The organism is Arthrobacter sp. MP_M4 (genome assembly GCF_035984855.1).
Taxonomy (GTDB): domain Bacteria; phylum Actinomycetota; class Actinomycetes; order Actinomycetales; family Micrococcaceae; genus Arthrobacter.
In genome coordinates, this window is record NZ_JAXCHX010000007.1 from 97,958 (window position 1) to 123,260 (window position 25,303).

The 25,303-nt window shown below is 65.8% G+C and carries 25 protein-coding genes, 1 tRNA gene and 1 pseudogene; 13 read left to right on the forward strand and 14 right to left on the reverse strand.

The window, feature by feature from the left end; translation table 11 throughout:
• Positions 1 to 101 precede the first annotated feature (101 nt).
• Both RCH15_RS08175 and RCH15_RS08180 read right to left on the reverse strand, forming a co-directional pair.
• Positions 102 to 1,304 carry a site-2 protease family protein gene (locus RCH15_RS08175; RefSeq protein WP_326959855.1) on the reverse strand — a complete coding sequence of 401 codons (1,203 nt, stop codon included), beginning with the start codon at positions 1,302 to 1,304 and terminating at the stop codon, positions 102 to 104.
• Positions 1,297 to 2,046 carry an HAD family hydrolase gene (locus RCH15_RS08180; RefSeq protein ID WP_326959857.1) on the reverse strand — a complete coding sequence of 250 codons (750 nt, stop codon included), beginning with the start codon at positions 2,044 to 2,046 and terminating at the stop codon, positions 1,297 to 1,299. Before RCH15_RS08180 ends, RCH15_RS08175 begins: the two co-directional genes overlap by 8 nt.
• A gap of 130 nt (positions 2,047 to 2,176) precedes the next feature.
• Between RCH15_RS08180 and RCH15_RS08185 the strand changes: the two genes are divergently transcribed.
• Positions 2,177 to 3,082 (forward strand): PAC2 family protein, encoded by a 906-nt coding sequence (locus RCH15_RS08185; protein ID WP_326959859.1) that lies wholly within the window; start codon positions 2,177 to 2,179, stop codon positions 3,080 to 3,082.
• A 32-nt stretch (positions 3,083 to 3,114) separates the two neighbouring features.
• Here the strand turns inward: RCH15_RS08185 and mshC are convergent, their stop codons facing one another.
• Both mshC and RCH15_RS08195 read right to left on the reverse strand, forming a co-directional pair.
• On the reverse strand, positions 3,115 to 4,398 hold the full coding sequence (gene mshC / locus RCH15_RS08190; protein ID WP_326959861.1) for a cysteine--1-D-myo-inosityl 2-amino-2-deoxy-alpha-D-glucopyranoside ligase: 1,284 nt from the start codon (positions 4,396 to 4,398) through the stop codon (positions 3,115 to 3,117).
• Between the two features lie 15 nt (positions 4,399 to 4,413).
• Entirely contained in the window at positions 4,414 to 5,247 is an 834-nt protein-coding gene (locus RCH15_RS08195; protein WP_326959863.1) for an undecaprenyl-diphosphate phosphatase, read from the reverse strand.
• Between the two features lie 53 nt (positions 5,248 to 5,300).
• Between RCH15_RS08195 and RCH15_RS08200 the strand changes: the two genes are divergently transcribed.
• Positions 5,301 to 6,236 carry an aldo/keto reductase gene (locus tag RCH15_RS08200; RefSeq protein WP_326959865.1) on the forward strand — a complete coding sequence of 312 codons (936 nt, stop codon included), beginning with the start codon at positions 5,301 to 5,303 and terminating at the stop codon, positions 6,234 to 6,236.
• 29 nt (positions 6,237 to 6,265) lie between these two features.
• On the opposite strand, the gene RCH15_RS08205 is transcribed toward RCH15_RS08200, so the two are convergent.
• A complete protein-coding gene (locus RCH15_RS08205; protein WP_326959867.1) occupies positions 6,266 to 6,526 on the reverse strand; it encodes a hypothetical protein in 261 nt (86 codons plus the stop codon).
• A gap of 39 nt (positions 6,527 to 6,565) precedes the next feature.
• Here RCH15_RS08205 and RCH15_RS08210 point away from each other — a divergent pair, with 39 nt between their 5' ends.
• On the forward strand, positions 6,566 to 6,799 hold the full coding sequence (locus tag RCH15_RS08210; RefSeq protein WP_326959869.1) for a DUF5703 family protein: 234 nt from the start codon (positions 6,566 to 6,568) through the stop codon (positions 6,797 to 6,799).
• Here the strand turns inward: RCH15_RS08210 and RCH15_RS08215 are convergent.
• Positions 6,796 to 7,959 carry an acyl-CoA dehydrogenase family protein gene (locus tag RCH15_RS08215; RefSeq protein ID WP_326959871.1) on the reverse strand — a complete coding sequence of 388 codons (1,164 nt, stop codon included), beginning with the start codon at positions 7,957 to 7,959 and terminating at the stop codon, positions 6,796 to 6,798. The genes RCH15_RS08210 and RCH15_RS08215 overlap by 4 nt on opposite strands.
• A gap of 19 nt (positions 7,960 to 7,978) precedes the next feature.
• A complete protein-coding gene (locus RCH15_RS08220) occupies positions 7,979 to 9,283 on the reverse strand; it encodes a M20/M25/M40 family metallo-hydrolase (protein WP_326959873.1) in 1,305 nt (434 codons plus the stop codon).
• 163 nt (positions 9,284 to 9,446) lie between these two features.
• On the opposite strand from RCH15_RS08220, the gene RCH15_RS08225 reads away from it, so the two are divergent.
• Positions 9,447 to 9,529: transfer RNA gene (locus RCH15_RS08225), tRNA-Leu, on the forward strand.
• A 154-nt stretch (positions 9,530 to 9,683) separates the two neighbouring features.
• Positions 9,684 to 10,166 (forward strand): SRPBCC family protein, encoded by a 483-nt coding sequence (locus tag RCH15_RS08230; protein WP_326959875.1) that lies wholly within the window; start codon positions 9,684 to 9,686, stop codon positions 10,164 to 10,166.
• 385 nt (positions 10,167 to 10,551) lie between these two features.
• Here RCH15_RS08230 and RCH15_RS08235 read toward each other — a convergent pair whose 3' ends face one another.
• The 5 genes from RCH15_RS08235 to RCH15_RS08255 all read right to left on the reverse strand — a co-directional run bounded on the left by RCH15_RS08235 (position 10,552) and on the right by RCH15_RS08255 (position 14,528).
• A complete protein-coding gene (locus RCH15_RS08235; protein ID WP_326959877.1) occupies positions 10,552 to 10,863 on the reverse strand; it encodes a hypothetical protein in 312 nt (103 codons plus the stop codon).
• Positions 10,864 to 11,014: 151 nt separating this feature from the next.
• Positions 11,015 to 11,758, reverse strand: a complete 744-nt coding sequence (locus RCH15_RS08240) for an NUDIX hydrolase (protein WP_326959879.1) — start codon at positions 11,756 to 11,758, stop codon at positions 11,015 to 11,017.
• The gene (locus RCH15_RS08245) at positions 11,755 to 12,864 is read right to left on the reverse strand and encodes an AAA family ATPase (RefSeq protein WP_326959881.1); all 1,110 of its coding nucleotides are present in this window, start codon (positions 12,862 to 12,864) and stop codon (positions 11,755 to 11,757) included. The genes RCH15_RS08240 and RCH15_RS08245 overlap by 4 nt, the downstream gene beginning before the upstream one ends.
• Before the next feature lies 1 nt (position 12,865).
• Positions 12,866 to 13,552 (reverse strand): nicotinamide riboside transporter PnuC, encoded by a 687-nt coding sequence (gene pnuC / locus RCH15_RS08250; protein ID WP_326959882.1) that lies wholly within the window; start codon positions 13,550 to 13,552, stop codon positions 12,866 to 12,868.
• Between the two features lie 205 nt (positions 13,553 to 13,757).
• Entirely contained in the window at positions 13,758 to 14,528 is a 771-nt protein-coding gene (locus RCH15_RS08255; protein WP_326959884.1) for a FadR/GntR family transcriptional regulator, read from the reverse strand.
• 89 nt (positions 14,529 to 14,617) lie between these two features.
• Here RCH15_RS08255 and RCH15_RS08260 point away from each other — a divergent pair, with 89 nt between their 5' ends.
• From RCH15_RS08260 to RCH15_RS08270, 3 genes are read left to right on the forward strand one after another with little or no spacing between them, the layout of a single operon-like run.
• Positions 14,618 to 15,520 carry a proline iminopeptidase-family hydrolase gene (locus RCH15_RS08260; protein ID WP_326959886.1) on the forward strand — a complete coding sequence of 301 codons (903 nt, stop codon included), beginning with the start codon at positions 14,618 to 14,620 and terminating at the stop codon, positions 15,518 to 15,520.
• Between the two features lie 32 nt (positions 15,521 to 15,552).
• Positions 15,553 to 16,986, forward strand: coding sequence for an APC family permease (locus tag RCH15_RS08265; protein ID WP_326959888.1), 1,434 nt, complete (start codon positions 15,553 to 15,555; stop codon positions 16,984 to 16,986).
• Positions 16,983 to 17,918, forward strand: a complete 936-nt coding sequence (locus tag RCH15_RS08270) for an acetamidase/formamidase family protein (RefSeq protein ID WP_326959890.1) — start codon at positions 16,983 to 16,985, stop codon at positions 17,916 to 17,918. The genes RCH15_RS08265 and RCH15_RS08270 overlap by 4 nt, the downstream gene beginning before the upstream one ends.
• A 214-nt stretch (positions 17,919 to 18,132) precedes the next feature.
• On the opposite strand, the gene malQ is transcribed toward RCH15_RS08270, so the two are convergent.
• The gene (malQ, locus tag RCH15_RS08275) at positions 18,133 to 20,313 is read right to left on the reverse strand and encodes a 4-alpha-glucanotransferase (RefSeq protein WP_326959892.1); all 2,181 of its coding nucleotides are present in this window, start codon (positions 20,311 to 20,313) and stop codon (positions 18,133 to 18,135) included.
• A 77-nt stretch (positions 20,314 to 20,390) separates the two neighbouring features.
• On the opposite strand from malQ, the gene RCH15_RS08280 reads away from it, so the two are divergent.
• From RCH15_RS08280 to RCH15_RS08300, 5 genes are all read left to right on the forward strand, one after another.
• Positions 20,391 to 20,777: a TraR/DksA family transcriptional regulator gene (locus RCH15_RS08280; protein ID WP_326959894.1), complete on the forward strand. Its 387-nt coding sequence runs from the start codon at positions 20,391 to 20,393 to the stop codon at positions 20,775 to 20,777.
• Positions 20,774 to 21,553: a M50 family metallopeptidase gene (locus RCH15_RS08285; RefSeq protein WP_326959896.1), complete on the forward strand. Its 780-nt coding sequence runs from the start codon at positions 20,774 to 20,776 to the stop codon at positions 21,551 to 21,553. The genes RCH15_RS08280 and RCH15_RS08285 overlap by 4 nt, the downstream gene beginning before the upstream one ends.
• Before the next feature lie 9 nt (positions 21,554 to 21,562).
• The gene (locus RCH15_RS08290; protein ID WP_326959898.1) at positions 21,563 to 22,627 is read left to right on the forward strand and encodes a glutathione S-transferase family protein; all 1,065 of its coding nucleotides are present in this window, start codon (positions 21,563 to 21,565) and stop codon (positions 22,625 to 22,627) included.
• 58 nt (positions 22,628 to 22,685) lie between these two features.
• The gene (locus RCH15_RS08295; protein WP_326959900.1) at positions 22,686 to 23,834 is read left to right on the forward strand and encodes a serine hydrolase domain-containing protein; all 1,149 of its coding nucleotides are present in this window, start codon (positions 22,686 to 22,688) and stop codon (positions 23,832 to 23,834) included.
• A 69-nt stretch (positions 23,835 to 23,903) separates the two neighbouring features.
• The gene (locus RCH15_RS08300) at positions 23,904 to 25,058 is read left to right on the forward strand and encodes an FUSC family protein (protein WP_326959902.1); all 1,155 of its coding nucleotides are present in this window, start codon (positions 23,904 to 23,906) and stop codon (positions 25,056 to 25,058) included.
• Between the two features lie 9 nt (positions 25,059 to 25,067).
• On the opposite strand, the pseudogene RCH15_RS08305 reads toward RCH15_RS08300, so the two are convergent.
• A pseudogene (locus RCH15_RS08305) lies at positions 25,068 to 25,303 on the reverse strand (IS630 family transposase); the annotation flags it as partial.

Sequence of the window (25,303 nt, forward strand, 5' to 3'; positions counted from 1 at the left end):
TGTGTGGCCGCGGATGTCGCCGGCGCTCCGGCTGCTGGTGCCTGGGGCGGTGAACCCCGTGCTGGAAGTGCTGGCGGGCAATACACGACCGGCAGGTAACTCTACCGGCTTTGGCCGAACATCCGCTTGCCGGTCCCCGGAACCTTGCCGGTGAGAGCACCCAGGACAGCGGATTGCCGGAGCAGCCCGGTAATGGTTCCGGCCCGGTCCACAACGGCGTATTCGGCGCCGTCGAGCTTGGCCAGGTACTGGATGAGTTCCTCCCCCTTGGACCACGAGGGAACATAGGCCCCCGCGCCCAGGGCGTAGGACACGGCTGTGAGAGGCGTGGAAGCGGCGGCGTCTGCGGGCACCGTGGCGACCGCACCGCCGTCGACCACGGCAACCGGGTGCCCGTCCGGACGGTAGAGCACGACGGCGGGAGCAGCCCCCGTGCCGGGGTCCGGGGCCAGCGCCAGCAGGTCAGCGACGGTGCCCCACTCCGGGAGGCCCACGGCCGGTTCGGCGAGTGCCCCGGCTTCCACGAGTGGAAGACGTCCCCGGAGCCGCGCCTGCTGGATGGACGCGGAGGCGCCCATCCAGAGGAAGCTGCCAACAAGGGCCGTAATAAGCATCAGCGAAATGTCGGGCCGGGTGCCCCTGAGCAACGGCAGCGCCACAAACCAGGCCACCAGGGCGATCACGATGATCCGGCCGCCCCAGCCGGCCGCCACGGTGCCCTTTTCCTGGCTGCCGGTCAGCTTCCAGACGGCGGATTCGACCAGCCGGCCACCGTCCAGCGGCAGTCCGGGCAAAACGTTGAAGACGCCGATCAGGAGATTGGCCCAGACGAAGATGTTGGCCAGGATGCCCGCGACCCCGGTCAGGTCCGCTCCGGTCAGCAGAAGCCAGCCGGCAGCGGCGAGGACGAAGTTGGCGGCCGGGCCCGCCATTGCGACGAGGACGGACCGGCCGGGAGAGGCGGTGAAACTCTCGAACTGGGTGTGGCCGCCCCACAGGTTCAGGACAATTTTCTCGCTGGGCCAGCCGTACATTTTGGCGGTCAGCGCATGGGCGAGTTCATGAACCAGGACCGAAATCAACAGTAAAACCGCGTAAGCAAACGCCACCAGGTAGGCCGCGGCGCCCAGCCGGGGGTAGTCCCCCTGCAATACCGGGCCGTAGACGATCACCGTGAACGCGGCAATGATGAACCACGAGTACGCGAGGATCACCGGGACGCCGCCGATGCGTCCCAGCGCGATCCCCTCCTTGCGGCCCTGTTTCTGTGGATCCCGGCGGCCGCGGGTGTCGGTGTCAGTCATGAGCCGGTTCCAGCGCCGCACTGCGGTCCGTCCCGAAGGTGGCGTCCGGGAATTCGTGGCGCAAGGCGACGAGTTCTTCGAGGTCGGACACGGTGCGCCCGGCCAGGGTCTCCCACACGGCGTGGCGGGGATTATGCGGTAGCGGCATGATGTGCGGAATGGCGACGGTCAGGACGCCGGAGGCGACGGCGGCGGCCACTCCGGGCCCGGAATCCTCCAAGGCGATGCAGTGATGAAGGCCCAGTCCGGGGTCTTGCTCCTGGAGAAGTTCAACCGCCTTGAGGTAGGCCTCGGGATGCGGTTTGCCCTGCGCGACGGTGTCGCCCGTGATCAGGAAATCGAAGTAGGGCCTGGGCAGGCTTGCCACGATTTCGCGGGCCAGCGGAGCCTCGGACATGGTCACGAGGGCACAACGGATGCCCGCGGTGTGGAGTTCCTCCAGCAGTTCGCGTGCCCCCGGGCGCCAAGGCACGGCGGTTCGGACCTGGCTGATGACATGGGCTGTGAGGATGTCGATGATTTCCCGGCGTTCCAGTTTCACGCCGGCGTCCTGGAGGATGCCCGCGGAGAAGACCAGGGACTGGCCCACCAGCTGCATGGCTTTTTCGTGGGACCATTGCCCGCCGTGTGCGGCAACCAGGGCATGTTCGGCCTCGATCCAGTACGGCTCGGTGTCAACAATGGTGCCGTCCATGTCCCAGAGCGCGGCTTTGAGAAGGGGCTGGGGAACTGAGGATTGCATGCTTGCCAGTCTACGGTGCGGTCCTGTACGTCCCCGGGGAGTACGCCTTGGGCGAATATGGCCGCCGGGCCCGCGATTCCCGGCGCTTCATTGCCTGCGGGGGCCGGGTGCTTGGACGTAGGGTGAGGAGATGAATAGCTTCGAGGTAGACCCCGTGGAAACGGGCGACGTGCCCGGGCCGGAACGGCTGCTGCAGCCCGTACCCGAGGGCCGGCGCATCACGGTGATGCTCGCGGCCTTCGAGGGCTGGAATGACGCCGGCGAGGCTGCGAGCGATGCCCTGCGCTACCTGAACAAGCTTTGGGGCGGCAAAAAGGTCGGTTCGGTTGACGCCGATGAGTACTATGACTTCCAGTTCACCCGGCCCACGATCCGCCGCACCACCTCGGGAGAACGGAAAATTAAGTGGCCGTCAACCCGCATCTACAAGGCCAGTGCTCCCGGCTCCAATGTGGATGTCATCTTTGTTCAAGGCACGGAGCCGTCCTATAAGTGGCGGGCCTACACCGCGGAGCTGCTGGTTCACGCCGAAGCACTCCACGTTGACTACGTGATCCTGGTGGGGGCGCTCCTCGCTGACGTGCCGCACAGCCGGCCCATTCCGGTGAGTACGTCCACGGACGATGCTGCCCTGCGCGAGCGGATGGACCTGGAGGCCTCACAGTACGAGGGTCCCGTTGGGATCGTCGGGGTCCTTGCCGAGGTGGCGCTGCTCGCCGGGCTGCCGACGGTCTCCCTCTGGGCTGCCGTGCCGCATTATGTGGCGCAGGCGCCCTCTCCCAAGGCGCAGCTGGCGCTGCTGCACCGGATCGAGGAATTGCTGCAGGTTCCCCTCGACACCCAGGACCTCGTGGAGGAGTCGGACGCCTGGGAACGCGGAGTTGACGAACTTGCCACCGAGGACCCCGAGATCGCGGCGTATGTGCGCCAGCTCGAGGAGGCGAAGGATACTGCCGACCTCCCGGAGGCCAGCGGCGAGTCCATCGCCCGGGAGTTCGAGCGTTATCTCAAGCGCCGCGGGAAAGACAAGCCCTAGTCGGCAACGCCCAGGGCAGCTGCCCTCCTGCGTTAGAGCTCGACGCCGAGGAGGGCGTTGACTGCATCCCCGGCCAGGGCGGCGTCCGCCGCGGACCGGGCGTGGCCGGCGTCGAGCGCCGACCTGGCCCAGCCGTCCATGGCGGCGACAGCGCCGGGCGCGTTAAGGTCATTCGACAATTCAGCCCGCAGGCGCGGGATCAGTTCTGCGGCTGACCCTTCCGGGGCCACTGCGACGGCGGCCCGCCACGTACGGAGCCGTTCCTTGGCTTCGGCGAATCCGGCGTCCGTCCAGGACCAGTCGCTGCGGTAGTGGTGGGCGAGGATGGCGAGCCGGATCGCGGCCGGCTCCTCGCCGGCTGCGCGGAGCCTTGAGACCAGGACCAGGTTTCCCTTGGACTTGCTCATCTTCTCGCCGTCGAGGCCTACCATTCCGGCGTGTGCGTAGTGCTGGGCCAGCGGTATCCCGGTCAGGGAGTAGGCATGCCCGGCGCCCATCTCGTGGTGCGGGAAAATCAGATCCGAGCCGCCGCCCTGGACGGTGAACGGGGCCGGGAGGTACTTCTGGGCGATGACCGTGCATTCGATGTGCCAGCCGGGCCGTCCCTCGCCCAGTTCGCCGCCCGGCCAGCTCGGTTCACCCTCCCGGGCGACCCGCCAGAGCAGCGGGTCCAGGGCCTGCCGTTTGCCGGACCGGCCGGGGTCGCCGCCACGTTCCGCGAACAGTTCCAGCATTTCGGCGTGGGAAAGCCCGGAGACGGCCCCCAGACTCCAGGCGTCCGCGGCTTCGATGGTGTGCTTGCTGGCGGCCTCGACGTCGTAGTAGACGTCCCCGTCGGGTTCGCCCGCTGTGGTGCCGGCGACGCGGTACGCCAGGCCGCGGCGGACGAGCGATTCTATGGCGGGGACGATCAGCGGGATTGCTTCGACGGCGCCCACATAGTGGTCCGGGGCCAGCACGTTGAGCGCTTCCATGTCCGTGTGGAAGAGTTCGATCTGGCTGGCGGCGAGGTCGCGCCAGTCCACGCCGGTGGCCGTGGCCCGCTCCAGCAGAGGGTCGTCGACGTCGGTGACGTTCTGGACGTAGGACACCTGCTGGCGGCCGTCCCGCCAGGCGCGGTTGAGCAGGTCAAACGCGACGTAACTGGCCGCGTGGCCCATGTGGGTGGCGTCGTACGGGGTGATGCCGCAGACGTACATTGATTGTTCGCCCGCTGCCCCGAGCGTGACGACGCTGCCGGCGGCGGTGTCGAAGAGGCGGAGGGCAGCCATGCTGCCCGGGAGTTGGGGTACGGGGCGGGAGATCCAAGACTTCACAGCCCAAGCCTAGTGCTAGGCGCTGATGACGTTGAAACCGAGCAGCAGGTACAGGGCCAGCCCCAAGAGAATCCGGTACCAGACGAACAGCCGGTAGCTGTGGGTGGAGACGTACTTCAGGAACCAGCCGATGATGATGTACCCCACCACAAAGGCGATGGCTGTGGCGAGGGCCGTCTCCGGGAGGCTGTAAGGACCGGTGATGCCGTCCTTGGAGACCACCTTATAGAGCTGGTAAAGACCGCTGCCAAAGACGGCGGGGATGGCCAGCAGGAAGGAGTACCGGGCCGCTGCTTCGCGGGTGTAACCCATCAGCAGTCCGGCGGTGATGGTGCCGCCGGACCGGGAGACGCCAGGGATCAGGGACATGGCCTGGGCCAGGCCGTACAGGATGCCGTGCTTGTAGGTCAGCTGCGTCAGGTCGCGTTCCTGGCGTCCCACGGCGTCGGCGACGGCGAGGATCATGCCAAAGACAATCAGCATGGTGGCGACGAGCCAGAGGCTGCGGAGGACGGACTCGATCTGGTCCTGGAACAGCAGACCCAGCACGATGATGGGCAGGCTGCCAAGGATCACCAGCCAGCCCATGCGGGCGTCCGGGGCATTCCGGGGGACTTTTCCGGCAAGGGAGCGGGCCCATGCCCTGACAATCCGCACGATGTCACGCCAGAAGTACACAATGACGGCAGTTTCCGTGCCGAGTTGGGTGATGGCCGTGAATGCGGCGCCGGGGTCCGCTGCGGTGGGCAGGAACGAGCCGACGATCCGCAGATGGGCGCTCGAGGAGATGGGGAGGAATTCTGTCAGTCCCTGCACAAGGCCCAGAAAGGCCGCTTCAAACCAGTTCACGGTTATAGACCCTACGTCATGAAGGTTTCTGCAATCCCCGTAAGCTAACTGACATGCAGCAGCGATATGTCGGCAACAGCGGTTTGCGGGTGTCCTCTTTGTCTCTCGGCACCATGTCCTGGGCGCGGGAAACAGACGAGCAGGACGCTTCCACACTGCTCCGCACCTTTCTCGACGGCGGCGGGAGCCTCGTCGACACAGCAGCGTCCTACGCGGATGGCCAGGCCGAGGCGATGCTGGGCGGAATGCTCGGTGACGTGGTGGCACGCTCGGAAGTGGTCATCGCCACGAAAGCCGGGCTGACGGCCTCGGATGGCCGGCGTAACGTCGACACCTCCCGCAACGGGATGCTCTCCGGTTTGGATGCGAGCCTTGCCCGGCTGGGCACCGACTATGTCGATGTGTGGTTCGCCCAGGCCTGGGACCCCAACGTGCCGCTGGAGGAAACCCTGTCCGCGTTGGAATTCGCCGTCCGCTCGGGCCGCGCACGCTACGCGGGTGTCTCCAATTTCAACGGCTGGCAGACGGCTAAGGCAGCCGCGGTGGCTGGTTTTCCGCTGGTCGCGAACCAGTCGGAATATTCCCTGCTGCGCCGTTTGCCCGAGATCGAACTCGTTCCCGCCATCGAGGATGCCGGCCTGGGCCTGATGGCCTGGGGCCCGCTGGGGCGCGGGGTGCTGAGCGGTAAGTACCGCGGGCACATCCCCGCGGATTCCCGCGCAGCCCAGGCGGGGTTGGCCGGGTACGTGGAGCGGTACTTGTCTGGTTCCGCTTCCAGCGTCGCGGAGGCCGTTGCGATGGCTGCGAAGGGACTGGGCCGAACCCCGGTGGACGTTGCCCTGAGTTGGTTACTGACCCAGCCGGGGGTTGCGACTGCGGTGGTGGGCCCGCGCACGCCCGTGCAACTCAAAGAAATCTTGGCTGCCACCCTGGCGCCGCTTCCCGCTCAAATTGCCCAAGCCCTTGAGGATGTTTCCGACCCCGCCTAGCGGCCCTCGGCCCGGCATGCCTGCTGGGCCTAGTCCCGGAGGATTTCGAGGTCTTCCTCGTCGTCGACGTCCTCGTCGTCCTCGTCGTCGTCTTCGATGATCCCCAGCCCGGTCACCTCGCCGTACGCCTCATAGAGTGCGTCCTCATAAACTTCAAAGGCCTCAGCAACCGTGAAAAACGCGGCCTCGACTGCCGGGTCTTCTTCCCCCCTGCGGGACGACACAGCCGCGAGGTGTTCTTCCAGGGCCGCCGTCAGCGTTTCAAGCGCGACACGCGGATCGATGCTCATGACTTCACGTTAGCCGCAAAAAGGAGAAAATGGAGAGCAATGAAAGAACATTTTCCCAGCAGTTCAGTCCGTCGGGAGCGGGACTACGCGAAGCAGTACGAGTACCTCGTACTGACCGTGAGTCCTGAAGACTCCCTCCCTGAAGCGCGCCGCCGTCTGGTTGAACACTCCGAGTATGGCAAGTGGGAACTGCAGCGCAGTGTGCTGTACCTGGGCGGCGGCCGCCGCTTCTGGCTCCGCCGCCGGGTGACACAGGTCCAGCGGACCGTTTAGGACGTTTCGAGCGGCCCCAGCCAGGCGTTCGCCACGGTGTTATGCGCCGATTCGTCGTCCGAGGGATGGAACATTCCTGCCAGTACATCGCGGTACAGCCGTTCAAGTTCGGAACCGCGGAAGTAGCTCGATCCCCCGGAGACCCGGATAGCAAGGTCCACCACCGTGCGTGCAGTCTCAGTCGCACAGACCTTGAGTCCCACCAGCTTCGGGAACCACTGCCCGCCATGGGCGGCCAGAGCATCGACGTCCGCAGCCACGCTGGAAAGGTGCGGGTACAGCGCGTCCATTGCCATGGCCGCATCGGCGACCTTCCACCGGGTGTCCGGGTCCTGGGCGTAGCTTTTCCCACCGTTCTTGAAAGAGGTCCGCCGCTTGACCGCCTCCACCCCCAGGGTGAGGGCCCGTTCTCCGATGCCGGTGTAGACAGCCGCGAGAAGTGTCTCGAAGCAGGCGAAGATGGCGAAAATCAGCGGATCCGCGTTCGGGCCCACAGGCAGTTTCCGGAAGATGCGCGCGGCCGGCACCACCGCACCGTTCAGGACGGTGGTATGTGACTGGCTTGCCCGCATGCCGAGGGTGTCCCAGTCGGGAAGGATTTCGTACCCGGGGGTGTCCCTGGTGATAAAACCATGGACCAGTTGCCCGCCCCCGTTTCCGGCGGAGGTGTCCTTGCCGAAGATTCCCAGCCGGGTCCAGGCCGGCGAGAGGCTGGTGAAGATTTTACGGCCGGAGAAGGCGTAGCCGCCGTCAGGCTGCGGTACGGCCGCAGTGCGGGAATCGAACAGAACGGAGTCGTTCCCCGCCTCCGAGTTCCCGAAAGCGAAAATTTCCCCCTGCCCAGCCTCGCGGAGGACAAAGCCGAGCGACGCGTCGCCCCGTGCCGCCAGGACATGGGCGACGCCGGTCCAGACGAGATGCATGTTGATGGCCAGGGCGGTGGCGGGAGCGGCCGTCGCGAGGCGGCGCTGGAGCTGCACGGCGGCCGCGAGCCCGAGTCCCAGGCCGCCGTCGGACGCCGGAACAAAGATCTTCAGGTAGCCGGCTGCGGACAGCTCCGCCAGATCCTCATGGAAGAAGGTGTTGTCCCGGTCGTAGCCGGCAGCGCGGCCGCGGATCCGTTCCAGCAGGGCGTCGGGCAGGATGTCCTCAGGGCGCATGGATTCCGTGTCTCCGGACTCAGTAGTTGGTGAGCAGGGTATCGAGCACCCGTGCGCCGAATTTCAGCGACTCGGTGGGAACCCGCTCGTCCACACCGTGGAACATCCCGGTGAAGTCCAGTTCGTCCGGCAATTGCAGCGGCGCGAAGCCGTAACCGGTGATGCCGAGCCGGCTCAGGGACTTGTTGTCCGTGCCGCCGGAGAGGGTGTACGGCAGTACCTTGGCGCCCGGGTCCTGGGAATGCAGCGCGTCGATCATGGAGTCCACCAGGTTGCCGGCGAACGGAACCTCCAAGGACACGTCGTTGTGAACGTAGCTCACATCCACGCCCGTGCCGGCGAGTTCGCGGACGGTTTCCAGGACCTGCTGTTCCTGGCCGGGAAGGGTGCGGCAGTCGATCAGGGCCTCGGCAGATTCGGGGATGACGTTGTGCTTGTAGCCGCCCTTGAGCAGGGTGGGATTGGTGGTGTTCTGCAGCGTAGCCCCGACGAAGCGTGCCACGGTGCCCAGCTCTTTCAGGATCTTGTCCGGATCATCGGGATCAAATTCCACGCCGGTGAGTTCCGTGACGCCGTCAAGGAATTGCCGGGTGGTGGGCGTCAACTCCACCGGCCAGCGGTATTCGCCGATCCGTGAGACGGCACTGGCGAGCCTGGTGACGGCATTGTCTGTGTTGATCTGCGAGCCGTGCCCTGCTCGGCCGTGGGCGACGAGCCGGAGCCAGGAGAGGCCTTTCTCGGCGGTCTGGAGCAGGTAGGTGCGCTGGCCGCCGATGGTGGCGGAGAAGCCGCCCACTTCGGAAATAGCCTCGGTGGCACCGTCGAACAGTTCGGGCCGCTTTTCGATGGCATACCGGGCCCCGTAGGTGCCGCCGGCTTCCTCATCGGCGAAGAAGGCGAAAATCAGGTCCCGCTTGGGCTTGCGCCCGGTGCGGGCGAAGTTCCGCAGGACGGCAAGGATCATGGCGTCCATGTCCTTCATGTCCACGGCGCCGCGGCCCCAGATCATGCCGTCCTTGAGTTCCGCGCCGAAGGGATCCACCGACCACTGATCGCGCAGCGCGGGAACCACATCCAGATGCCCGTGGACCACCAGGGCGCTGGCGGACGGGTCCTCGCCGGCAAGCCTGGTCACCACACTGGCGCGGCCCGGGGCGGACTCGAAGATTTCAGCGTCCAGTCCTACTTCCGTCATCAGCCCCGCGGTGTATTCGGCGGCTGCCCGCTCTCCCGGGCCGGAGCCATCCCCATAGTTGGAGGTGTCGATCCGGATGAGTTCCTGGCAGATCCTGACGACTTCGTCCTCGGGCCTGATGTCAGTCATGTCTCGCTCCTCGTGGCGTCGGGTCGGTTGCTCGCTTCAGCCTACCCACATGTCCCGCCGGGCCCCGATTATTTGTTTCCGGAAACTTCATGCTAGAGTCTTTCTCGCTGCTTCGGAGAAAACCGAAACGCTGAAAGGCGAAAAGGTTCACCGGATACCACCTGCGCGGGTGGCGGAATGGCAGACGCGCTAGCTTGAGGTGCTAGTCCTCGAAAGGGGGTGGGGGTTCAAGTCCCCCTCCGCGCACAAAGAAAAAACCCCTGGAATCCACGGATTCCGGGGGTTTTTTGTGTCTACACCCGCGCGGGACCCGCCGCGCCGGCCTCGGCAGAACTTTGTCCCGCCAGCTCGCAGCCCGCGGAAACAGCGACGCTGTGGGACCCCGGATAGGCTGAGAACCATGCCACAGGTCCGCGCCGAACGATTTATCCGCCTCGACCCCGAGACTGCTTTTGCGCTATCCCAGTCCACCGGAGACTTCCGGCTCAAATGGGACCCGTTCATCTCAGCGCAGGGCTGGCTCGACGGCGCACCCGCCGCCGGCAAAGGCGTCCGCACCCGGACCGTGTCCCGCATGGGCCTGGTCATGGTCAGTGAATACGTTTCCTTCAGGCCCCCGAAGAATGTCGGCATGACCATGGTTGCCGGGCCCTGGTTTTTTGAGAAGTTCGGCGGTGGGTGGCGCTTCGCTCCGGACGGCAGCGGAACCCGCGCTGTCTGGAAATATACGTTCACTTGCCGCCCGGCCTGGTTGCGTCCCATCGCAGAGCCGATCGGCGCCTGGCTGTTGGGCAAGGAGATCGAGATACGCATCGAGGCGTTCACCCGTGCGTGCGAGAACCCGGAGCTCATCGAGGAATTCCGGGCGCTCGCGGCGCGCTGAAGGGGCCGGTTTCAGTTCCGCAAACCCGGCCGTACGCCCGACCCGACAACGCACCAACCCCACCCCCCGGATCCGCGTTGCCGCCGCCAAACCGGACCAGTCCATCAGTGACCGGCTGTATGCGATCGGACCCACGCCGCCGCGCGATGGCTGCGACATTACCTACGGCCTCCTACCGGTCCGGCCTCCGGCACCGCTTTTCACACCGATGAGTGCTTTCTTCCTTCTGATTTCCCGGCCTGCGGCCAGATCCCGGTGACGGGTTCAGGGTGGCCTGCCGGCCCGGACTCGTGCCCGCCAAGAGACAAAAGCCGGCCGCGCGGGCAGCCTGTTCACCACCCGGGACCCCGGAAGACCCCCGGCCCGTCCTCTGCACTTGGTGGACCTAGCCGGTCAGCGAACCCTGACCCTCGCGGGCCATCCCCTCAAAAATCTTCGCTGTTGGCGACGCTGTCATCAGATCCGCCATTACCTCGGGCTTTTCCCACACCTGACCGCGGAGGCGTGCCAGGAAGGCGCTCGCAGCGTCTTTGGATTCATAGTCAAGATGCACGACTACGCTGTTGTGATCGTCGACATCCCGGAGCAGCCGGACAGACCGGGCCCCGGAGGCGGCACGGCCCGCGGGATCAATGTCGAATACTTTCTTGAACATCTCGTAGTCCCGGACCGGATAGCTGATCTGCAGGGTGAACATCGTCGCCCCTTTCCTTCGGCCTGTGTCAGGACCACGATAAGCCGTCACTCGCCGTCCCGGTAGGGCCGTACAGGGCCCGGTACGATGCCGAGATGAATGAGAGCCGGCGCCGCCCGGGCACCAGGAAGATGCAAGCCCCACTGCGTCCGGGTTAGCCCTGCCTCGGCCTGGTCAGCGGAGGATGGATGTGCCTGTCACTGGCGGTGAACAGGGCAGCCGGGGCTCCTGTAGCGGATCTGGACTTCCGGCCGGAGTCTTCCAGTTGGGGAAGCATCTTGCGGGTGAAATTGCCGGCGGACATCGTGGTGTTCCAGACCGCGTCGTAGACGGCGCGCAGTGCCGTCATGGTGAACTCCTTCGGCACCAGCCGGGCAGCGATGGTGGTGTATTCCATTTTTCCCGCCAGCCGGTCCAGCCCGTCGCGGAGGATGATCGCGTGATCGAACGCCAGCGGCTGCTTGAGGACTTCATGCACGGGGTGCCATTCGGCGGCCACGGCATCGGTACCGGCCATCATCGCCGGTAATTGCTGGCCGTCCGTTGCCAGCAGGGCCAAGTGTGCGACGGAAACGACCCGCATGCGCGGATCCCGGTCCGGGGCGCTGTAGGTGGCCAGCTGCTCCAGGTGCACCGGCAGTTGCCGGACTTCGAGACCCGTTTCTTCTGCCAGCTCCCGGTGGGCCGCCTGCTCCGCGGATTCCTGCGGACCGACGAAACCTCCGGGCAGCGCCAGGGTGCCCTTGAAGGGGTGCCCTCCGCGGTGCACCAGCGCCGTGTGCAGTTTCCCGCCGGCGACGGCAAGCACCACCAGGTCCGCTGTCAGGGCGACCGAGGGGTAGTCGCCGGGCTGGTAGGTGCTGAGGAATTGCTTCTCGCTGCCCGCATCGCGGCTCATGCGCTTGCTTCTTCAACGACGGTGCGGCGGGACCAGGGCGGGGAGGTGAAGCTGCTGCGCTGGGCCAGCACAAGGTCAGTTATCTGGATGGCCGTCTTGGCACGGGTGCTTTCGTCTCCGGTCAGCAGGATCCAGGAATGGCCTTCTTCCGTGAGCGTTTCCTTGAACCACTCTGTCATGTCGGCACGGCGGTGCTCGCCCTCCCTCCAGCCGTCGTCTTCGAAGGGCACCTCGACGTGGTCGGTGATCAGGTAGAGATCCCGGGGTGGGAGGTGGTCTGCAGCGTTGTAGGAGCCAAAGCTGCCTTCCCCGAGGTAATACCGCTCCCACAGCGTGGTGGCCAGGGCATCGGTATCGGCGATGACCAGGGGGCTGGCGTCGGCGGCGTTGTTCTCAAGTTCGTTTTGCCGGGCTCCGATGCGGGCGAAGTCCTCGGACGTCCAGACCATGTCAGCCAGCACGGCCTCGGGCTTCCCGGCGCGGAGGGCCTCGAATTTGTCGTAAGTGTACTGCCGGCCGTATTCAGGGACGCCGGCAAGCCGCGGGAATTGTTGCCGGTAGTGCTCCATGAGCTGGCCGGTGAGGGTGGTGGTGCCGGTTGATTCCGCGCCGACGACGATGATGCGGGTCGCCAGTTTCTGGCGGGCGGGAGCGATGATGCAGGGCCATGCGGATCCGGGGTCTTCGCGGCACAAGGTTCCGCTGATCGGGTACGTGGCCCGGGACAGGTCAACCAGGACGTGCTCGGCGTCGAAGGCCTTGGCCAGCTGGCCTCCATAGTCCTCGGAGGTGAAGACTGCATCGATACCGGTCACCCCGCGGCTCTTGAGGGCCAGGCGCATCAGTTCGGTCTGGGCCTTCCAGATCTCGGCGGAGAAGTAGTCCTCCGGGCAGTCATTGCGCATCCCCAGGATCTGCACCCCCTCGGCGCCGGCGAACTCCTCCTGGAGCCACTTGGTGCGGTCCGCGACCGTGACGGATTCAAAGCGGTTACCCAGGACCAGGACGGAGAGGTGTTCGGACTGTCCGGCTGCGGTACGGATCAAATGGGTGTGACCGGCGTGGGGCGGGTAAAACTTTCCGATGACCATGGCGTTCTTGAACATCTCAGGCACCTGCAGTAACGGATTGGTTGGAGGAGGTCCCGGGCGTGACGGTTGTCGTTGTCAAAATCCGGCGGGTGCGCTTCCAGTCGAAGAGCCCGTAGACGCAGAGGGCAAGAAAGCCGACGTACAGGATTGCGGTCAACGTCAGGTCCTTGGTGAGGTACAGCGGAATGGAGACGAGGTCGACGACGATCCAGACGTACCAGTGCTGGAGGATCTTCTTGGCTTGCCCGTAGGTGGCGACAAGGGATGCTGCCAGGACAAAGGCGTCCGGCCAGGGGACGGTGGAGTTGGTTTCAGCGGCCAGGACGGCGCCGACGACGCCGGTGGCGGCCAGGGCGGCTGTGACCCCCCAGATGGCTTCCGCGCGGCTGGCGTCCCGGATCCGCAGGTCGTCTCTGCCCGCAGTGTCCTTGTTGCCGCGGGCCCAGTTGAACCAGCCGTAGGCGCCGACGACGCCGAAAACCACCTGCAGCGCCGTGTCACCGTACAGGCCGGCGCCCAGGAACAGGATGATGAATGCCAGGTTGTTCAGAATGCCGACGGGCCAATTCCACACTTTCTGCCGGGCCACCCCGAAGACGCATGCGGCGCCGGTGACGAAGCCAATGAGTTCGATCCAGCTCACGGGGTTGCCGAGGAGGTTGGGAATCGCTGCGGAGTTCATCCAGTTCAACAGGGCATTCATGATGTTCCCTTCATTATTATCAATCTGATAATAATAGGGTAGCAGAGTTATTGTCAGTTTGATAAACAGGCCATCGAACCCAGCCTGCATGCCGCCCCATGGGTGGCCGTGAGGCAATGTCAACTGCTGGGTTTTGTCCTTTCGAACATCTTGTCCGGGACGCCTTCGAACGCGTCGAATTCGGTCCGTGACCTGTCCGCCTGAGTCAGGAGACTCCGCCTGCGCGGGCTCTGTTCAGCGCCGCCTCCAGGAGCTCGATATCGATCCGTGCATGCGTCAGGCCGATCGATCCGGCTTCTGCCGGGCGCTGCAGGCAGATGGCGTCGACGAGCCGTTCATGATCAGCCAGGGCGCGAAGCTCCATCTCGCGCATCCCCTCGGGAAAGCCCCAGAGATGGGCGGGGGCGGCGAGCCCGATCTGGGCCTCGAGCTCCAGAAGGATCCGTGGCAAGGTCACATTGTGGGCCGCTTCGGCAATCGCCATATGCAGCCGCTCATCGGCCTTTTGCGAGGCGCTGCCCGAGTCTGCCGCCCGGTAAGCTTCCAACCGCTCCCGGAGAACAGCAGCATCAGCATCCGTCCGGTTCTCCGCCGCTGCCCGGGCGATCGTCCCGTGTAAATGGACCATGGCCTCGCAGGTGTCGCGCAAGGATTCCCAGCGCGTCGAAAGCGTCCTGTGCACCGATGCACTGGACGCCGTCGTCCACTGTTCCCGGACGAACGAGCCGCCCGCGCGCCCGCGCTGGGTGGACAGCAGACCCTGGTCAACCAACCGGCCGAGGGCCGCACGCACCGTCATCCGGCCCACCTGCAAGGACTTCGCCAGGTCCCGTTCCGAGGGCAGGCGCGCACCCGGCAGATACTCCCCCACGGCGATTGCCGTGATTAGCCGGTCGGTGATTTCATCCGCCCGGGACATGGCGGCCAACGGCACGCCCAGCGCCCCTTCCGGACCGTCGTCTTTGCTCTTGCCCATGGAACCAACCTATCGAAATTTCTTAAAGGTCTTGGAATCAGACCATTTATGGGCGAAGATGATCCTCACCGTCGACTGAAGGATCCCGTGTGACCACACTCACTACCCACAGAATTCCATTCCGCGATTGGGAGACGTGGGCCGCACTGTTTGCCCCGGACGTCCCCGTGCCCGGCGCGCTCCCCCTCATCGTGCTTCACGGAGGCCCGGGCATGGCCCACAACTATCTGAAGAACCTGGCGGAGCTGACGGATACCGGCCGCACGGTCATCCTCTATGACCAGCTGGGTTGCGGAAACAGTACACATCTGCCGCAGGCTCCCGCCGACTTTTGGGTTCCCCGGTTGTTTGTTGAAGAGTTCCATAATCTCCTCGCCCACTTCCGGATCGGTGACTTCCACATCCTGGGACAGTCCTGGGGCGGGATGCTGGGGGCGGAAATTGCGGTGCGCCGGCCACCGGGGCTGGCGAGTCTCTCCATCTGCAACTCACCTGCCTCAATGGAGCTGTGGGCGGAGGCCGCAGCTGATCTCAGGGGCCAGTTGCCCCGGGAGACCCAGGATGCGCTGGTGCGCCATGAGCACGCCGGCACGGTAACGGACCCGGAGTACGTTGCCGCGACCCGGGCCTTCTACGAGCGCCATGTCTGCCGTCTCACGCCTTTTCCCAGTGACCTGGATGAGAGTGAAGCCCAGATGGAAGCCGAGCCCACGGTGTACCACACGATGAACGGCCCTAACGAGTTCCATGTAATCGGGACGCTGCGCAACTGGACCATCATCGAACAACTGCACCGGGTCACGGCCCCCACCCTGGTAGTCGCCGGCGAATACGACGAGGCGGCCCCCGCTACCTGGGCACCCTTCGTCGCCAATATTCCCGATGCCGCCAGTCATGTCTTTCCCGGGGCCAGCCACTGCTCACACCTCGAACAGCCCGAGGCTTTCCGGGCCGTCATCGCCGACCATCTGGCCCGCCACGACCACCCCTAGCACCACAACCAACCCCTCGCAGAAAGATCCCGATGGCAAATTCCACCAGCTCCCCCGAGCTCAGTCCCCAACAGCAACTCGAGGCCTTCGGCTACAAACAGGAGCTGAAACGTTCCGTTTCCACCACGGATCTGCTCGTCTACGGGCTCGTTTTCATGGTGCCCATCGCGCCCTGGGCGATCTTCGGCGTCGTGTACAACGCGGCGGGAGGCATGGTCCCGCTCGTTTATCTCATCGGCCTAGTGGCCATGATCTTCACTGCCCTGGCGTACCAGCAGATGGCAAAGTCCATTCCGCTCGCAGGCTCGGTGTTCTCCTACGTGGGCCGGGGGATCCATCCCACGGCCGGGTTCTTCGCCGGCTGGGCAATCCTGCTGGACTATCTCCTCGTCCCTACTTTGCTGTATGTGTTCGCGGCTGAGTCGATGGTGGGGATCTTCCCCGAGTCGCCGCGCTGGTTGTGGGCGCTGATCTTCGTAGCGGTCAACACCGCCATCAATCTGCTCGGAATCAGCTCGATCAAGCGAATGAACCGGATCTTCCTCGCGATTGAACTCATCTTTGTGGTGATCTTCGTCGTCATCGCCATCAACGCCCTGGCAACGCACACCGTGCCGGGTGCTGAACTGACGATGAACCCGATTTGGGACGCAAGCAAAGTAACAGGACCCCTGATCGCCTCGGCGCTCTCGATCGCAGTGTTGAGCTTCCTCGGATTTGACGGCATTTCCACCATGTCAGAGGAAGCGACCGGCGGCCGTAATGCCGCTGGCCGGGCCATGATCCTGGCCCTCTTCCTCGTTGCTTTCCTGTTCATCGTGCAGACCTGGCTCGCGAGTGCACTGGCAGCCGGACGGGCCTCATTCAATGACGATGAGGTAGGCAATGCGTTCTTCACCATCGTTGAGGCCGCCTCAAGCACGGGCTGGATGACAGCCTTTTTCGTCGTGAATGTGCTTGCGATCGGGGTTGCAAATGCCATGGCCGCGCAGGCCGCCACCTCCCGGCTTTTGTACTCGATGAGCCGGGACCGCCAGCTGCCGAAGTTCCTGTCCCGGATCGACAACCGCCAGGTGCCCCGGAATGCCATCATTCTGGTCTCAGCCGTTTCCGCGGTCCTCGTCCTGTTCTTTGTGGGACAAATCGACGTCATTTCCGCTCTCGTGAACTTCGGCGCACTCTTCGGGTTCATGCTCCTGCACCTCTCGGTAATCGTTCACTACGTGGTGCGGAAAAAATCGACAAACTACCTGTTGCATCTCGTGGTGCCCATCCTCGGCTTCCTGATCATTGGCTATGTCCTGCTCAATGCAGCGCCAGAGGCGAAAATCGGAGGCGCGATCTGGCTTGTAGTCGGCGCTGCGGTCTTCGCCTACTACAAGTTCACCGGCCGGACGACGAACCTGACGGATGACGGCAGCAGCAACCCGGAGCCGGCACTCAGCGGAACGGAGCCGCAGCTGTGACTACCGCCGAGTACTTCCTCGACAAATCGCACGGGAAGTTTTCCTTCTCCTCGGGCGAGGAACCTGCGCTGAGAATCGCTCCCGGAACCGGGGAGCGCATCGCCTTCGAAACAAGCGACGCTGTTTACGCGGAACTCCACGAACACCACGACCTTGACCGGCTCAGCGTTGGTATCAACCCGGTCACCGGGCCGGTCTTCGTGGAAGGAGCGGAGCCGGGCGACGCTTTGATCGTCACCATTCACGAGATCCTCCTCAAGGATTTTGGCTGGTCGGTCAGCCTGCCGGGGACCGGAGCCCTGAGCCAGGTGATGGGTACGGAGATGTTCACCCGTCGGATCCCCATCGACGCAGCCGGCGTGCACGTCACCGACAGGCACATATTCGACGCCAAGCCCATGATCGGCTGCATCGGCACGGCCCCGGCCGGGGGCGGAAACTCCACGGTCATGCCAAGTTTCTCCGGCGGCGGCAACATGGACCTCACCGGGTGCCGGCCGGGCTCAAAGGTTCACCTTCCCGTCATGGTGAACGGCGCCTATCTCTCCATCGGGGACATCCACGCCCTGATGGCGGAAGGGGAGTCTTCTTTTGTGGCCATCGAAGCCGAGGGAACCGCCATCATCAGCGTCGAACTGGCAAAAGCGATGAATCTGCGCGCCCCGCGAATCGAGACTCCAGAGGAATGGATATTCGTCGGCCTGGGCGACCCCGTCCAGGAAAGTATCACCCGCGGTTACGAGGACATGTTTGACTTCCTTGTCACGGACCACGGCTGGCAACGCGGCGACGCCTACGCCGTGCTGAGTGCCGTCGGGAACTCCCGGCTCGGTGGTCCCACCGGATCTTCGGTCCCGGACCCGCTCCATCCGTTCACACCCATCGGAGCAGTCACAGTCCACCACCTGCCCAAGAGTGTGCTGGAGCCGTAGTTCTCATCAGAACCACCCAACACGCTGAGCCTGCCGATGATCTTCATCGGCAGGCTCAGTTTGTCTTTCACCACACTTCGTACTTTCAGCCCGAACGCCCGCCGGAAACCCGGGTCCGGCCGGCGGGCTGCAGGTCAGCCGCCCCCCGTGCCCGGCTCCGGCCATTTCCACCGGCCGTCAGGCATGATGAGCGCATACCCGCTTTCGACCCCGGCTATGGCCGGCCGGCACCGCTGCCCTCGTTGCCCGGACGCAGCGCGGACCGGATGGTGCCCACCAGGGAACGGAAACCGCTATCGGTCGGCAGTGTGTCCAACAGGACCGGCCCCCGGGGCCCGGCCAGCGGCACCCGCCAGTTGGGATACTGCGTGCTGGTTCCGGGCTGGTTCTGCGTGCGGGTTTCGCCCACCGCGTCGACGAGGGCGACGCCGAGCAGGGACGAGGGCGCCAGCGCGGTGAACGCATACAAAGCCTCGACAGTGCCCTGCACATCCCCGCGGCCCGGCTCAGGCAGCAGCCCACGGTCCCGCACCAGGCGCAGCACTTCCTCCTGCTCGGCGGCGGCTTCGGCCCGTTCCTCCTCCACTGGCCGCTGCAGCAGGCCCAACGATTCCCGGAGGGTGACGTGCTCACCGGCCAGGTACCCGGCCGTCGGGGGCAAATCATGGGTATTGACGCTGGTCAGGCATTGCTGCCGGTACTGTTCCGGCGGAATCGGGCCGTCGGCGTCGTGCTCGAACCACAGGATCGAGGTGCCGAAGATTCCGCGTTCGGCCAGGTAGTCCCTGACCCACGGCTCGAACACGCCCAGGTCCTCGCCGATGACGATCGCGCCGGCGCGCTGTGCTTCCAGAGCCAGGATGCCGATCAGCGCCTCGTGGTCGTAGTAGACGTAGGTGCCGTGCTCCGGCCCGGCGCCGGCCGGAATCCACCACAGCCGGAACAACCCCAGGATGTGGTCCACCCGGATGCCGCCCGCATGGCGCAGCACGGTCCTGAGCATGTCCCGGTACGCGGCATACCCCGATTCCGCGAGCCGCCCCGGATGCCAGGGCGGCTGGGTCCAGTCCTGTCCCTGCTGGTTGAACATGTCCGGCGGCGCCCCGACGGTGACGTCCCTGGCGAGCACCCCTGCCAACGACCAGTCGTCCGAGCCGCCGCGCTTAACCCCCACCGCCAGATCGTGGATGACGCCGATCTCCATGCCCGCCTGGCGGGCCGTACGCTGGGCGTCCTCCAGCTGGACGTCGCAGAGCCACTGCAGCCAGCGGTGGAACTCAATCCGGCCTGCCAGCAGCGTCCGCTGCTCCTTGCAGTAGGCGGTGTCGGGGCCGGAGGCTTCCGCAGCCCATTGCCGGGCGCCCGGGGGCAGCTTCTCGGCGAGTGCGCACCAGAGCGCGTAGTCGTCGAGTCCCTGGCCCTGGCCGGTGCGGAAGTCCGCAAACTGGAGGTCACGGGCGGGGCCCCGCGGCACAGCGAACACCAGCTCGAGCGCTGCCAGTTTCGCGCCGAAACTTCCGTTCCGGTCCAACAGGCCGGCGCTGTGGTTCGCTGCGTGCTGGACGTGGGCCAGCCGTGCCACCTCGGCCCGGCCCTTCGAGTCGAGATAACCGTACTCAGGGATTTCCTCGACCCGGAGGTAGAGGGGGTTAAAGAACCGCCGGGTGGTCGGCAGGTACGGCGAATCCTCGACCGGTGGCCGGGGTTCGGCGGCGTGCATGGGGTTGACCAGCAGAAACCCCGCGCCCTCCTGCCCCGTCATGGCGGCGAGGTCAGCCAGGTCCGTGAAGTCGCCAATCCCCCACGAGCGGGAGGACCGCACGGAATAAAGCTGCGCGGTCAGCCCCCAGTTCCGCCGGCCGGCGAGCGCCCGGGTGGTACTGAGGCTTTGCGGGGTGACAACAAGCGGGCACTGCGCCACCGTTCCCTCGTTATCCGCCAGCAGGGTGTGCCAGCCGAGCGGAACCACGTCAGGGACCGCGAAGGTGGCCCGGCCGGTGAGGACGCCGTCCAGGTCCACCGGAGCCTCCCAGTTCTCCCGCTGGCTGAGCTCGTAGCTGCTGCCGTCCTCTGCAGTGATCCAGACCCGCACGGCGCCGCCGTGCGGTACATGCACGTTGACTAACAGCTCCTGCCCTTCGCGGGCGACGGCGACCGGCGGCAGCAGCCGCCGCCACGGCGCCAGCCTGGCCTCAGCCAGCGAGCGCTCCATCTCATCCGCGTCACCCGCCGGGATGCCCAGCGCGCCGAGAACGCTGCGGAGCGTAAGATCTGCGACTGAACGTTCGACGCCGTCCCAGCCCCAATAGGAAATTCCCACCCCGTGGGCCTGCGCGAGTTCCCTCAGCAGTGCCGTTGCATCGGAACCATTGCTGTCGTGCATACCCTCAACCATGGGGCCACTCTAGACGCTGCTGCCGGCTCCCGGCAGTTTTAGGAGCGGCTCCCCCGTCCACGCTAGCCTTGCAGCTTATGATCGACGTCGAACGGTTCCGGGTTCTCCTCCAGGAGGAGCGCCGCCGGAAACTCACCCTCCTGCCCGCGCTCAGCCGGGACATCACCGCGGTGAATGCCGCCCGGCAGGACTCTAACGTCGATGACGAACACGATCCCGAGGGCACGACCATCGCGTTTGAGTTGTCCCAGGCCTCGGCCCTGCTGGAGCAAAGCCGGCAGGGCCTCATCCAGATCGAGGCAGCGTTGGAACGGATCGACGCCGGCACGTATGGCATCTGTGCCGTGTGCGGTGAGCAGATTGCACCAGGCCGGCTTGAAGCCAGGCCCTGGACGCCCTTCTGCATCCGGCACAGTTCCGGTCCTGGCGGCCCCGGCGGAACGAAACCGCGGACCACCTTATGACCGACGCCTTCGGAACCTGGTGGAGCCGCATTGTCGCCGGGTTCACCCACTCCCCCGTCCCGCACGTCACCGGCACCGAACTTGCGCTGGTGGTCCTGCTCGCCGTCGTCCTCTCGCTGCCGCGCGCCACCTGGCGGTACTTCGGGCTCCTGGCAACGGTGACCCATGAACTCGGCCACGCCTTCGCCGCCCTGATGACAGGACAACGCCTCGGCGGCATCCGGTTGAGCCTGGATCATTCCGGCACCACCACCACGTACAGCAGGCGCCCCCTCGCAGCAGTCTGGTCCACGTTCTGGGGTTACCCGGTGCCGGCCGTCGTAGGCGCGGCCATGGTTTGGAGTGGCTTCAACGGCTGGGGTCCGGCGGCGATGTCCCTCGGAACACTCATACTGCTGGCCTCGTTCCTGTTCATCCGTAACGGCATGGGTTTGCTCATTACCGCCGCTGCGGTACTGGCCGCCGCGATGCTCGTGCTCTTCGTCCCGCCGGAGTTCAACGGCCACGTCACGATCGTGCTTGGCCTGGCGCTGCTGGTCGCCGCTGTCCGCGACCTCGGCAAGCTGATCAATGTGCACCTGCGGCACCGGGACCGGCTGGGCACCTCGGACGCGCACCTGCTGTCCCGGGCCAGCGGCATCCCCGCTATGGTGTGGATCTTGCTGTTCGCCGCCGTCGTCGGCGCTGCCTGGTGGTTTGCCTGGCAGCCGATGGGGCAGGCGTTCGCGTCCCTGCCGGGGGCACCGTTGCGCGGAGCCGGCGGCTCCCCGGCATAGGCTGGGCTCATGAGCGCAGAACAGACCCGGAACCCGGGATTCAGCACAAAGGGTGCCTATGTCACCGGCGGCGAGGAGTTCAGCCGCGACACCAACTACATCGAAGACCGGATCACCCGCGACGGTGCAGCCGGAGCCAATGGCGAGCCGGGCTGGCCGGTGGAACCGGGCCGTTACCGGCTGATTGCCGCACGCGCCTGCCCGTGGGCCAACCGGACCGTCATCGTGCGGCGGCTCCTGGGACTGGAGGATGCCGTTTCCCTCGGCCAGCCCGGCCCCACCCACGATGCCCGCTCTTGGACGTTTGACCTGGACCCGGGGGGCAAGGACCCGGTGCTGGGCATGGAACGGATCCAGGAAGCCTATTTCCGCCGCTTTCCGGACTACCCCCGCGGCATCACGGTCCCAGCCATGGTGGAGGTCTCCACCGGCAAGGTGGTGACCAACAACTTCCCGCAAATGACGCTGGACTTCTCCACAGACTGGACGGAGTTCCACCGGAGCGGCGCCCCGGACCTGTACCCGGTAGCCCTGCGCGGGGAAATCGACGCCGTCAACAAGCGCGTGTTCACCGAGGTCAACAACGGTGTCTACCGCTGCGGCTTCGCCGGCTCGCAACAAGCTTACGACGCCGCCTATGACCGGCTCTGGACCGCCCTGGACTGGCTTGAGGAGCTGCTCACCGGGCAGCGCTATCTGGTGGGCGAGACCATCACCGAGGCAGACGTGCGGCTGTTCACCACGCTTGCCCGGTTCGACGCCGTCTATCACGGCCATTTCAAGTGCAACCGGCAAAAGCTTAGTGAGATGCCCGCGCTGTGGGCGTACGCCCGGGACCTGTTTCAAACCCCCGGGTTCGGGGACACGACGGATTTCGTGCAGATCAAGCAGCACTATTACATCGTCCACGAGGACATCAACCCCACCGGCATCGTGCCGAAGGGGCCGGAGCTGGGCGGCTGGCTCTCAGCCCACGGCCGCGAAGCGCTCGGCGGGCGGCCCTTCGGTAACGGCACAGCCCCCGGGCCGGTGCGGCCCGGGGAGGAAGTCGCCGCCGGACACGGCGCCAGCTAACGTCACGATGCGCAGGCCGGTCTGCGCGTCCCGAGGAAGCGGGCGCTAGGGTGGGGCCATGGAACTTCCTCCCGCGCCACACGCCGCGGCGGCGGGCCCGGGGCTGTCCGTCGGAACGGCCGCCCCGGAGTTTGCCGCCGTCCGCGAGCTCTTCGACACCTTCCTGGCTCTGGACCGGCAGTACAGTGCGCAGCTGGCCGTGTACCGCCACGGCAGTAAAGTCCTGGATCTCAGTGGCGGCCCCGGACTGGGCCCGGGCGACATTACGGGAACATATTCATGTTCCAAGGGCATCGCCGGTTTGGTCATCGCCGTGCTGGTTCAGGACGGAGTGCTGGACCTGGACGCCACCGTGGCATCGTATTGGCCCGAGTTCGGGGTTCACGGCAAGGAACGGCTCACCGTCCGGCAAGCCCTCTCCCACCAGGCCGGGGTGCCCGGCATCGCCGGCGGCCTTGCGCTGGAGGAGTTTCCGACGCCGGAAGCGGCCCGCCGCGTGGCCGCCGCCGCCCCGCTGTGGCGGCCGGGCAGCGCCTTCGGCTACCACGCGTTGACGATGGGAATCCTGATGGAGGAGCTCTGCCGCCGGGTCGCCGGGCGCAGTCTGCAGGAACTCTACGACGACCGACTCCGCCGGCCCTTCGGCATCGACTTTTTCCTGGGCCTGCCCGCGGAGGAAGAACCGCGTTTCCGGGAGGTCCTGTACAGCCAGGACCCGGCCGCCGGATTGCTGGATCCGCTGAGCTTGGCCGGCCTGACCAGCAACGCGCCGGTCAGCGACATCCTGGAACTTCCCAACCACCGCATGATCCGGGCCGGCGGGATGAGCAGCGCCGGCGGCATCGGCTCCGCGGACGGACTTGCACGGGCCTACGCCGCCGCCACCACCGGGGTCGACGGCCTGCCGGCTTTCCTGGTTCCCGCCACCATCGCAATGATGGCGGAGGAGCAGGTGTGGGGCCTGGACCGCTGCTCCGGAAAGGACAACGCTTTCGCCGTGGTCTTCATGAAGCCGCAGCCGGGCCGGGACTTCGGCAGCTACCTTGCGTTCGGCCATGAAGGCGCCAACGCTGCCCTGGGCTACGCCGACCCCGGCTATGGGATCGGCTTCGGCTACGTGCCCCGGCGAAGCGAAGAAGGACGCACCGAGGGGAGAGCCCAACGGCTTTCCGCGGCGGTACGTAAGGCCTGCGCAGCCTCCGGCTGAGTGCACCTCTGCCGTCCCCGGCGATTCGTCCACTTGTAGCAGCAACACCGCGGCTCTAGGGTGAGCCGAATGGCTACTACAGACGAGGCACCGCAGACGACCCGCCCCGCACTGCCTCGGCGGCTCTGGCGGATCGTGACGGGCAACGTCTCCGCGGCGCTGCTCTGGCCCCGGCTGCAGCTGGCCATCAAGGCGGGCTTGGCCGCGGGAATTGCGTTCGCGATTGCACCGCTGATGCCGGGCTCCGCGGCTGACTACCCCTACTACGCACCGCTGGGCGCACTGGTGGCCATGTACGAGAACGTCGCCGGTTCCATGCGCCAGGGGGTGCAGGCCCTCGGCGGGCTGGCAATCGGGATCGGGCTGGCCTTCGTCCTGTTCGTCCTGGGCAGTCCCACCCCACTGACCGTCGGGATCGTCATGGCCTTCGGCGTCGTCCTGGCCGGCCTCCCAAAGATTGGCGCAGGCCGGGACTGGATTCCTACGGCGGCGCTCCTGGTTCTGCTGGTGGGCGGCCACAACCCGGACCAGTTCTCCTTCGGCTATCTCCTTCAGATGGGCGCCGGCGTCACGGTGGGTATCGCGGTGAACCTTTTGGTGTTCCCGCCGTTGCACTTCCGCGCCGCCGAGCTGAGCATCGCTGAACTGCGTCTGGCGCTCGCCCAGCAGCTCCGGGACATGGCCAAGGCGCTCAAGGAATCCTGGCCCCCGGAACACGAGAACTGGTCCAGCCGGTCTGACGGGCTTGCGGCGTCCGCCCGCACTGTGCGCCTGGCGGTGGAAAAGGCCGACGCCAGCCGGCGGGCCAATCCGCGCCGCCGGCTCCATCCCCGCGACATTGCGCTGGACTACCGCAACCTGCGGGATCTGGAGCAGATCACCTTCCACGTCCAGGATGTGACCCAGGTGCTCTCCGACGTCATCTGGGCCAAAGACACGCCGTTTGTGATACCGGAGGAATATGCGGAGCCGCTCGCGAACGCCATGACGATGGTGGGTGACGTGCTGCGTGCCGCCGAGGAGGAAGAACCGCAACGGCAGGCCGAACTTGTCGAAGTTGCCGACGCCGCGGTGAAGGATTTCATCTCCCGGGTCGCGGCCGAGGACCTGTCCGAGGGTGCCCCGAGTGCCGTCGAATCGGTTTTGCTGAGCCTGCACCGGATGCTGCGCGCCGCGAAGTCGGCAGGCCACGCACCGGACGCCTCGTCCGCCGGCGCCAACTAGTGGTCTGTCTCAGTTTTGTTTGATGGTTTCAAGGGCGACTCGGCCACGGGCCACTTTTTTGAGGATTGAGTCTGCGGTCGCGGTCCAGACCAGGGGTTTGGGTTCGGTGTTGTGGGCGGCGAGGTATTCTTCGATTTTGTTGATGAGGTTCGGCACGGAATGAAAGGCGCCGCGGCGCAGGGCCTTGTCCGTCAGCTCTCGAAACCAGCGCTCGACGAGGTTGAGCCAGGACGAGGACGTGGGAG

Excerpts from the sequence above, each read along its gene's own strand:
- RCH15_RS08210 (WP_326959869.1), top strand. The coding sequence starts at position 6,566 with ATGAAAGAACATTTTCCCAGCAGTTCAGTCCGTCGGGAGCGGGACTAC.
- RCH15_RS08255 (WP_326959884.1), bottom strand. The coding sequence starts at position 14,528 with ATGGGCAAGAGCAAAGACGACGGTCCGGAAGGGGCGCTGGGCGTGCCG.
- RCH15_RS08205 (WP_326959867.1), bottom strand. The coding sequence starts at position 6,526 with ATGAGCATCGATCCGCGTGTCGCGCTTGAAACGCTGACGGCGGCCCTG.
- RCH15_RS08300 (WP_326959902.1), top strand. The coding sequence starts at position 23,904 with ATGGCTACTACAGACGAGGCACCGCAGACGACCCGCCCCGCACTGCCT.
- RCH15_RS08280 (WP_326959894.1), top strand. The coding sequence starts at position 20,391 with ATGATCGACGTCGAACGGTTCCGGGTTCTCCTCCAGGAGGAGCGCCGC.
- malQ (WP_326959892.1), bottom strand. The coding sequence starts at position 20,313 with ATGGTTGAGGGTATGCACGACAGCAATGGTTCCGATGCAACGGCACTG.
- pnuC (WP_326959882.1), bottom strand. The coding sequence starts at position 13,552 with ATGAATGCCCTGTTGAACTGGATGAACTCCGCAGCGATTCCCAACCTC.
- RCH15_RS08220 (WP_326959873.1), bottom strand. The coding sequence starts at position 9,283 with ATGACTGACATCAGGCCCGAGGACGAAGTCGTCAGGATCTGCCAGGAA.
- RCH15_RS08200 (WP_326959865.1), top strand. The coding sequence starts at position 5,301 with ATGCAGCAGCGATATGTCGGCAACAGCGGTTTGCGGGTGTCCTCTTTG.
- RCH15_RS08290 (WP_326959898.1), top strand. The coding sequence starts at position 21,563 with ATGAGCGCAGAACAGACCCGGAACCCGGGATTCAGCACAAAGGGTGCC.
- RCH15_RS08230 (WP_326959875.1), top strand. The coding sequence starts at position 9,684 with ATGCCACAGGTCCGCGCCGAACGATTTATCCGCCTCGACCCCGAGACT.
- RCH15_RS08285 (WP_326959896.1), top strand. The coding sequence starts at position 20,774 with ATGACCGACGCCTTCGGAACCTGGTGGAGCCGCATTGTCGCCGGGTTC.
- RCH15_RS08185 (WP_326959859.1), top strand. The coding sequence starts at position 2,177 with ATGAATAGCTTCGAGGTAGACCCCGTGGAAACGGGCGACGTGCCCGGG.
- RCH15_RS08295 (WP_326959900.1), top strand. The coding sequence starts at position 22,686 with ATGGAACTTCCTCCCGCGCCACACGCCGCGGCGGCGGGCCCGGGGCTG.
- RCH15_RS08180 (WP_326959857.1), bottom strand. The coding sequence starts at position 2,046 with ATGCAATCCTCAGTTCCCCAGCCCCTTCTCAAAGCCGCGCTCTGGGAC.
- RCH15_RS08240 (WP_326959879.1), bottom strand. The coding sequence starts at position 11,758 with ATGAGCCGCGATGCGGGCAGCGAGAAGCAATTCCTCAGCACCTACCAG.
- RCH15_RS08265 (WP_326959888.1), top strand. The coding sequence starts at position 15,553 with ATGGCAAATTCCACCAGCTCCCCCGAGCTCAGTCCCCAACAGCAACTC.
- RCH15_RS08215 (WP_326959871.1), bottom strand. The coding sequence starts at position 7,959 with ATGCGCCCTGAGGACATCCTGCCCGACGCCCTGCTGGAACGGATCCGC.
- RCH15_RS08175 (WP_326959855.1), bottom strand. The coding sequence starts at position 1,304 with ATGACTGACACCGACACCCGCGGCCGCCGGGATCCACAGAAACAGGGC.
- RCH15_RS08245 (WP_326959881.1), bottom strand. The coding sequence starts at position 12,864 with ATGTTCAAGAACGCCATGGTCATCGGAAAGTTTTACCCGCCCCACGCC.
- RCH15_RS08235 (WP_326959877.1), bottom strand. The coding sequence starts at position 10,863 with ATGTTCACCCTGCAGATCAGCTATCCGGTCCGGGACTACGAGATGTTC.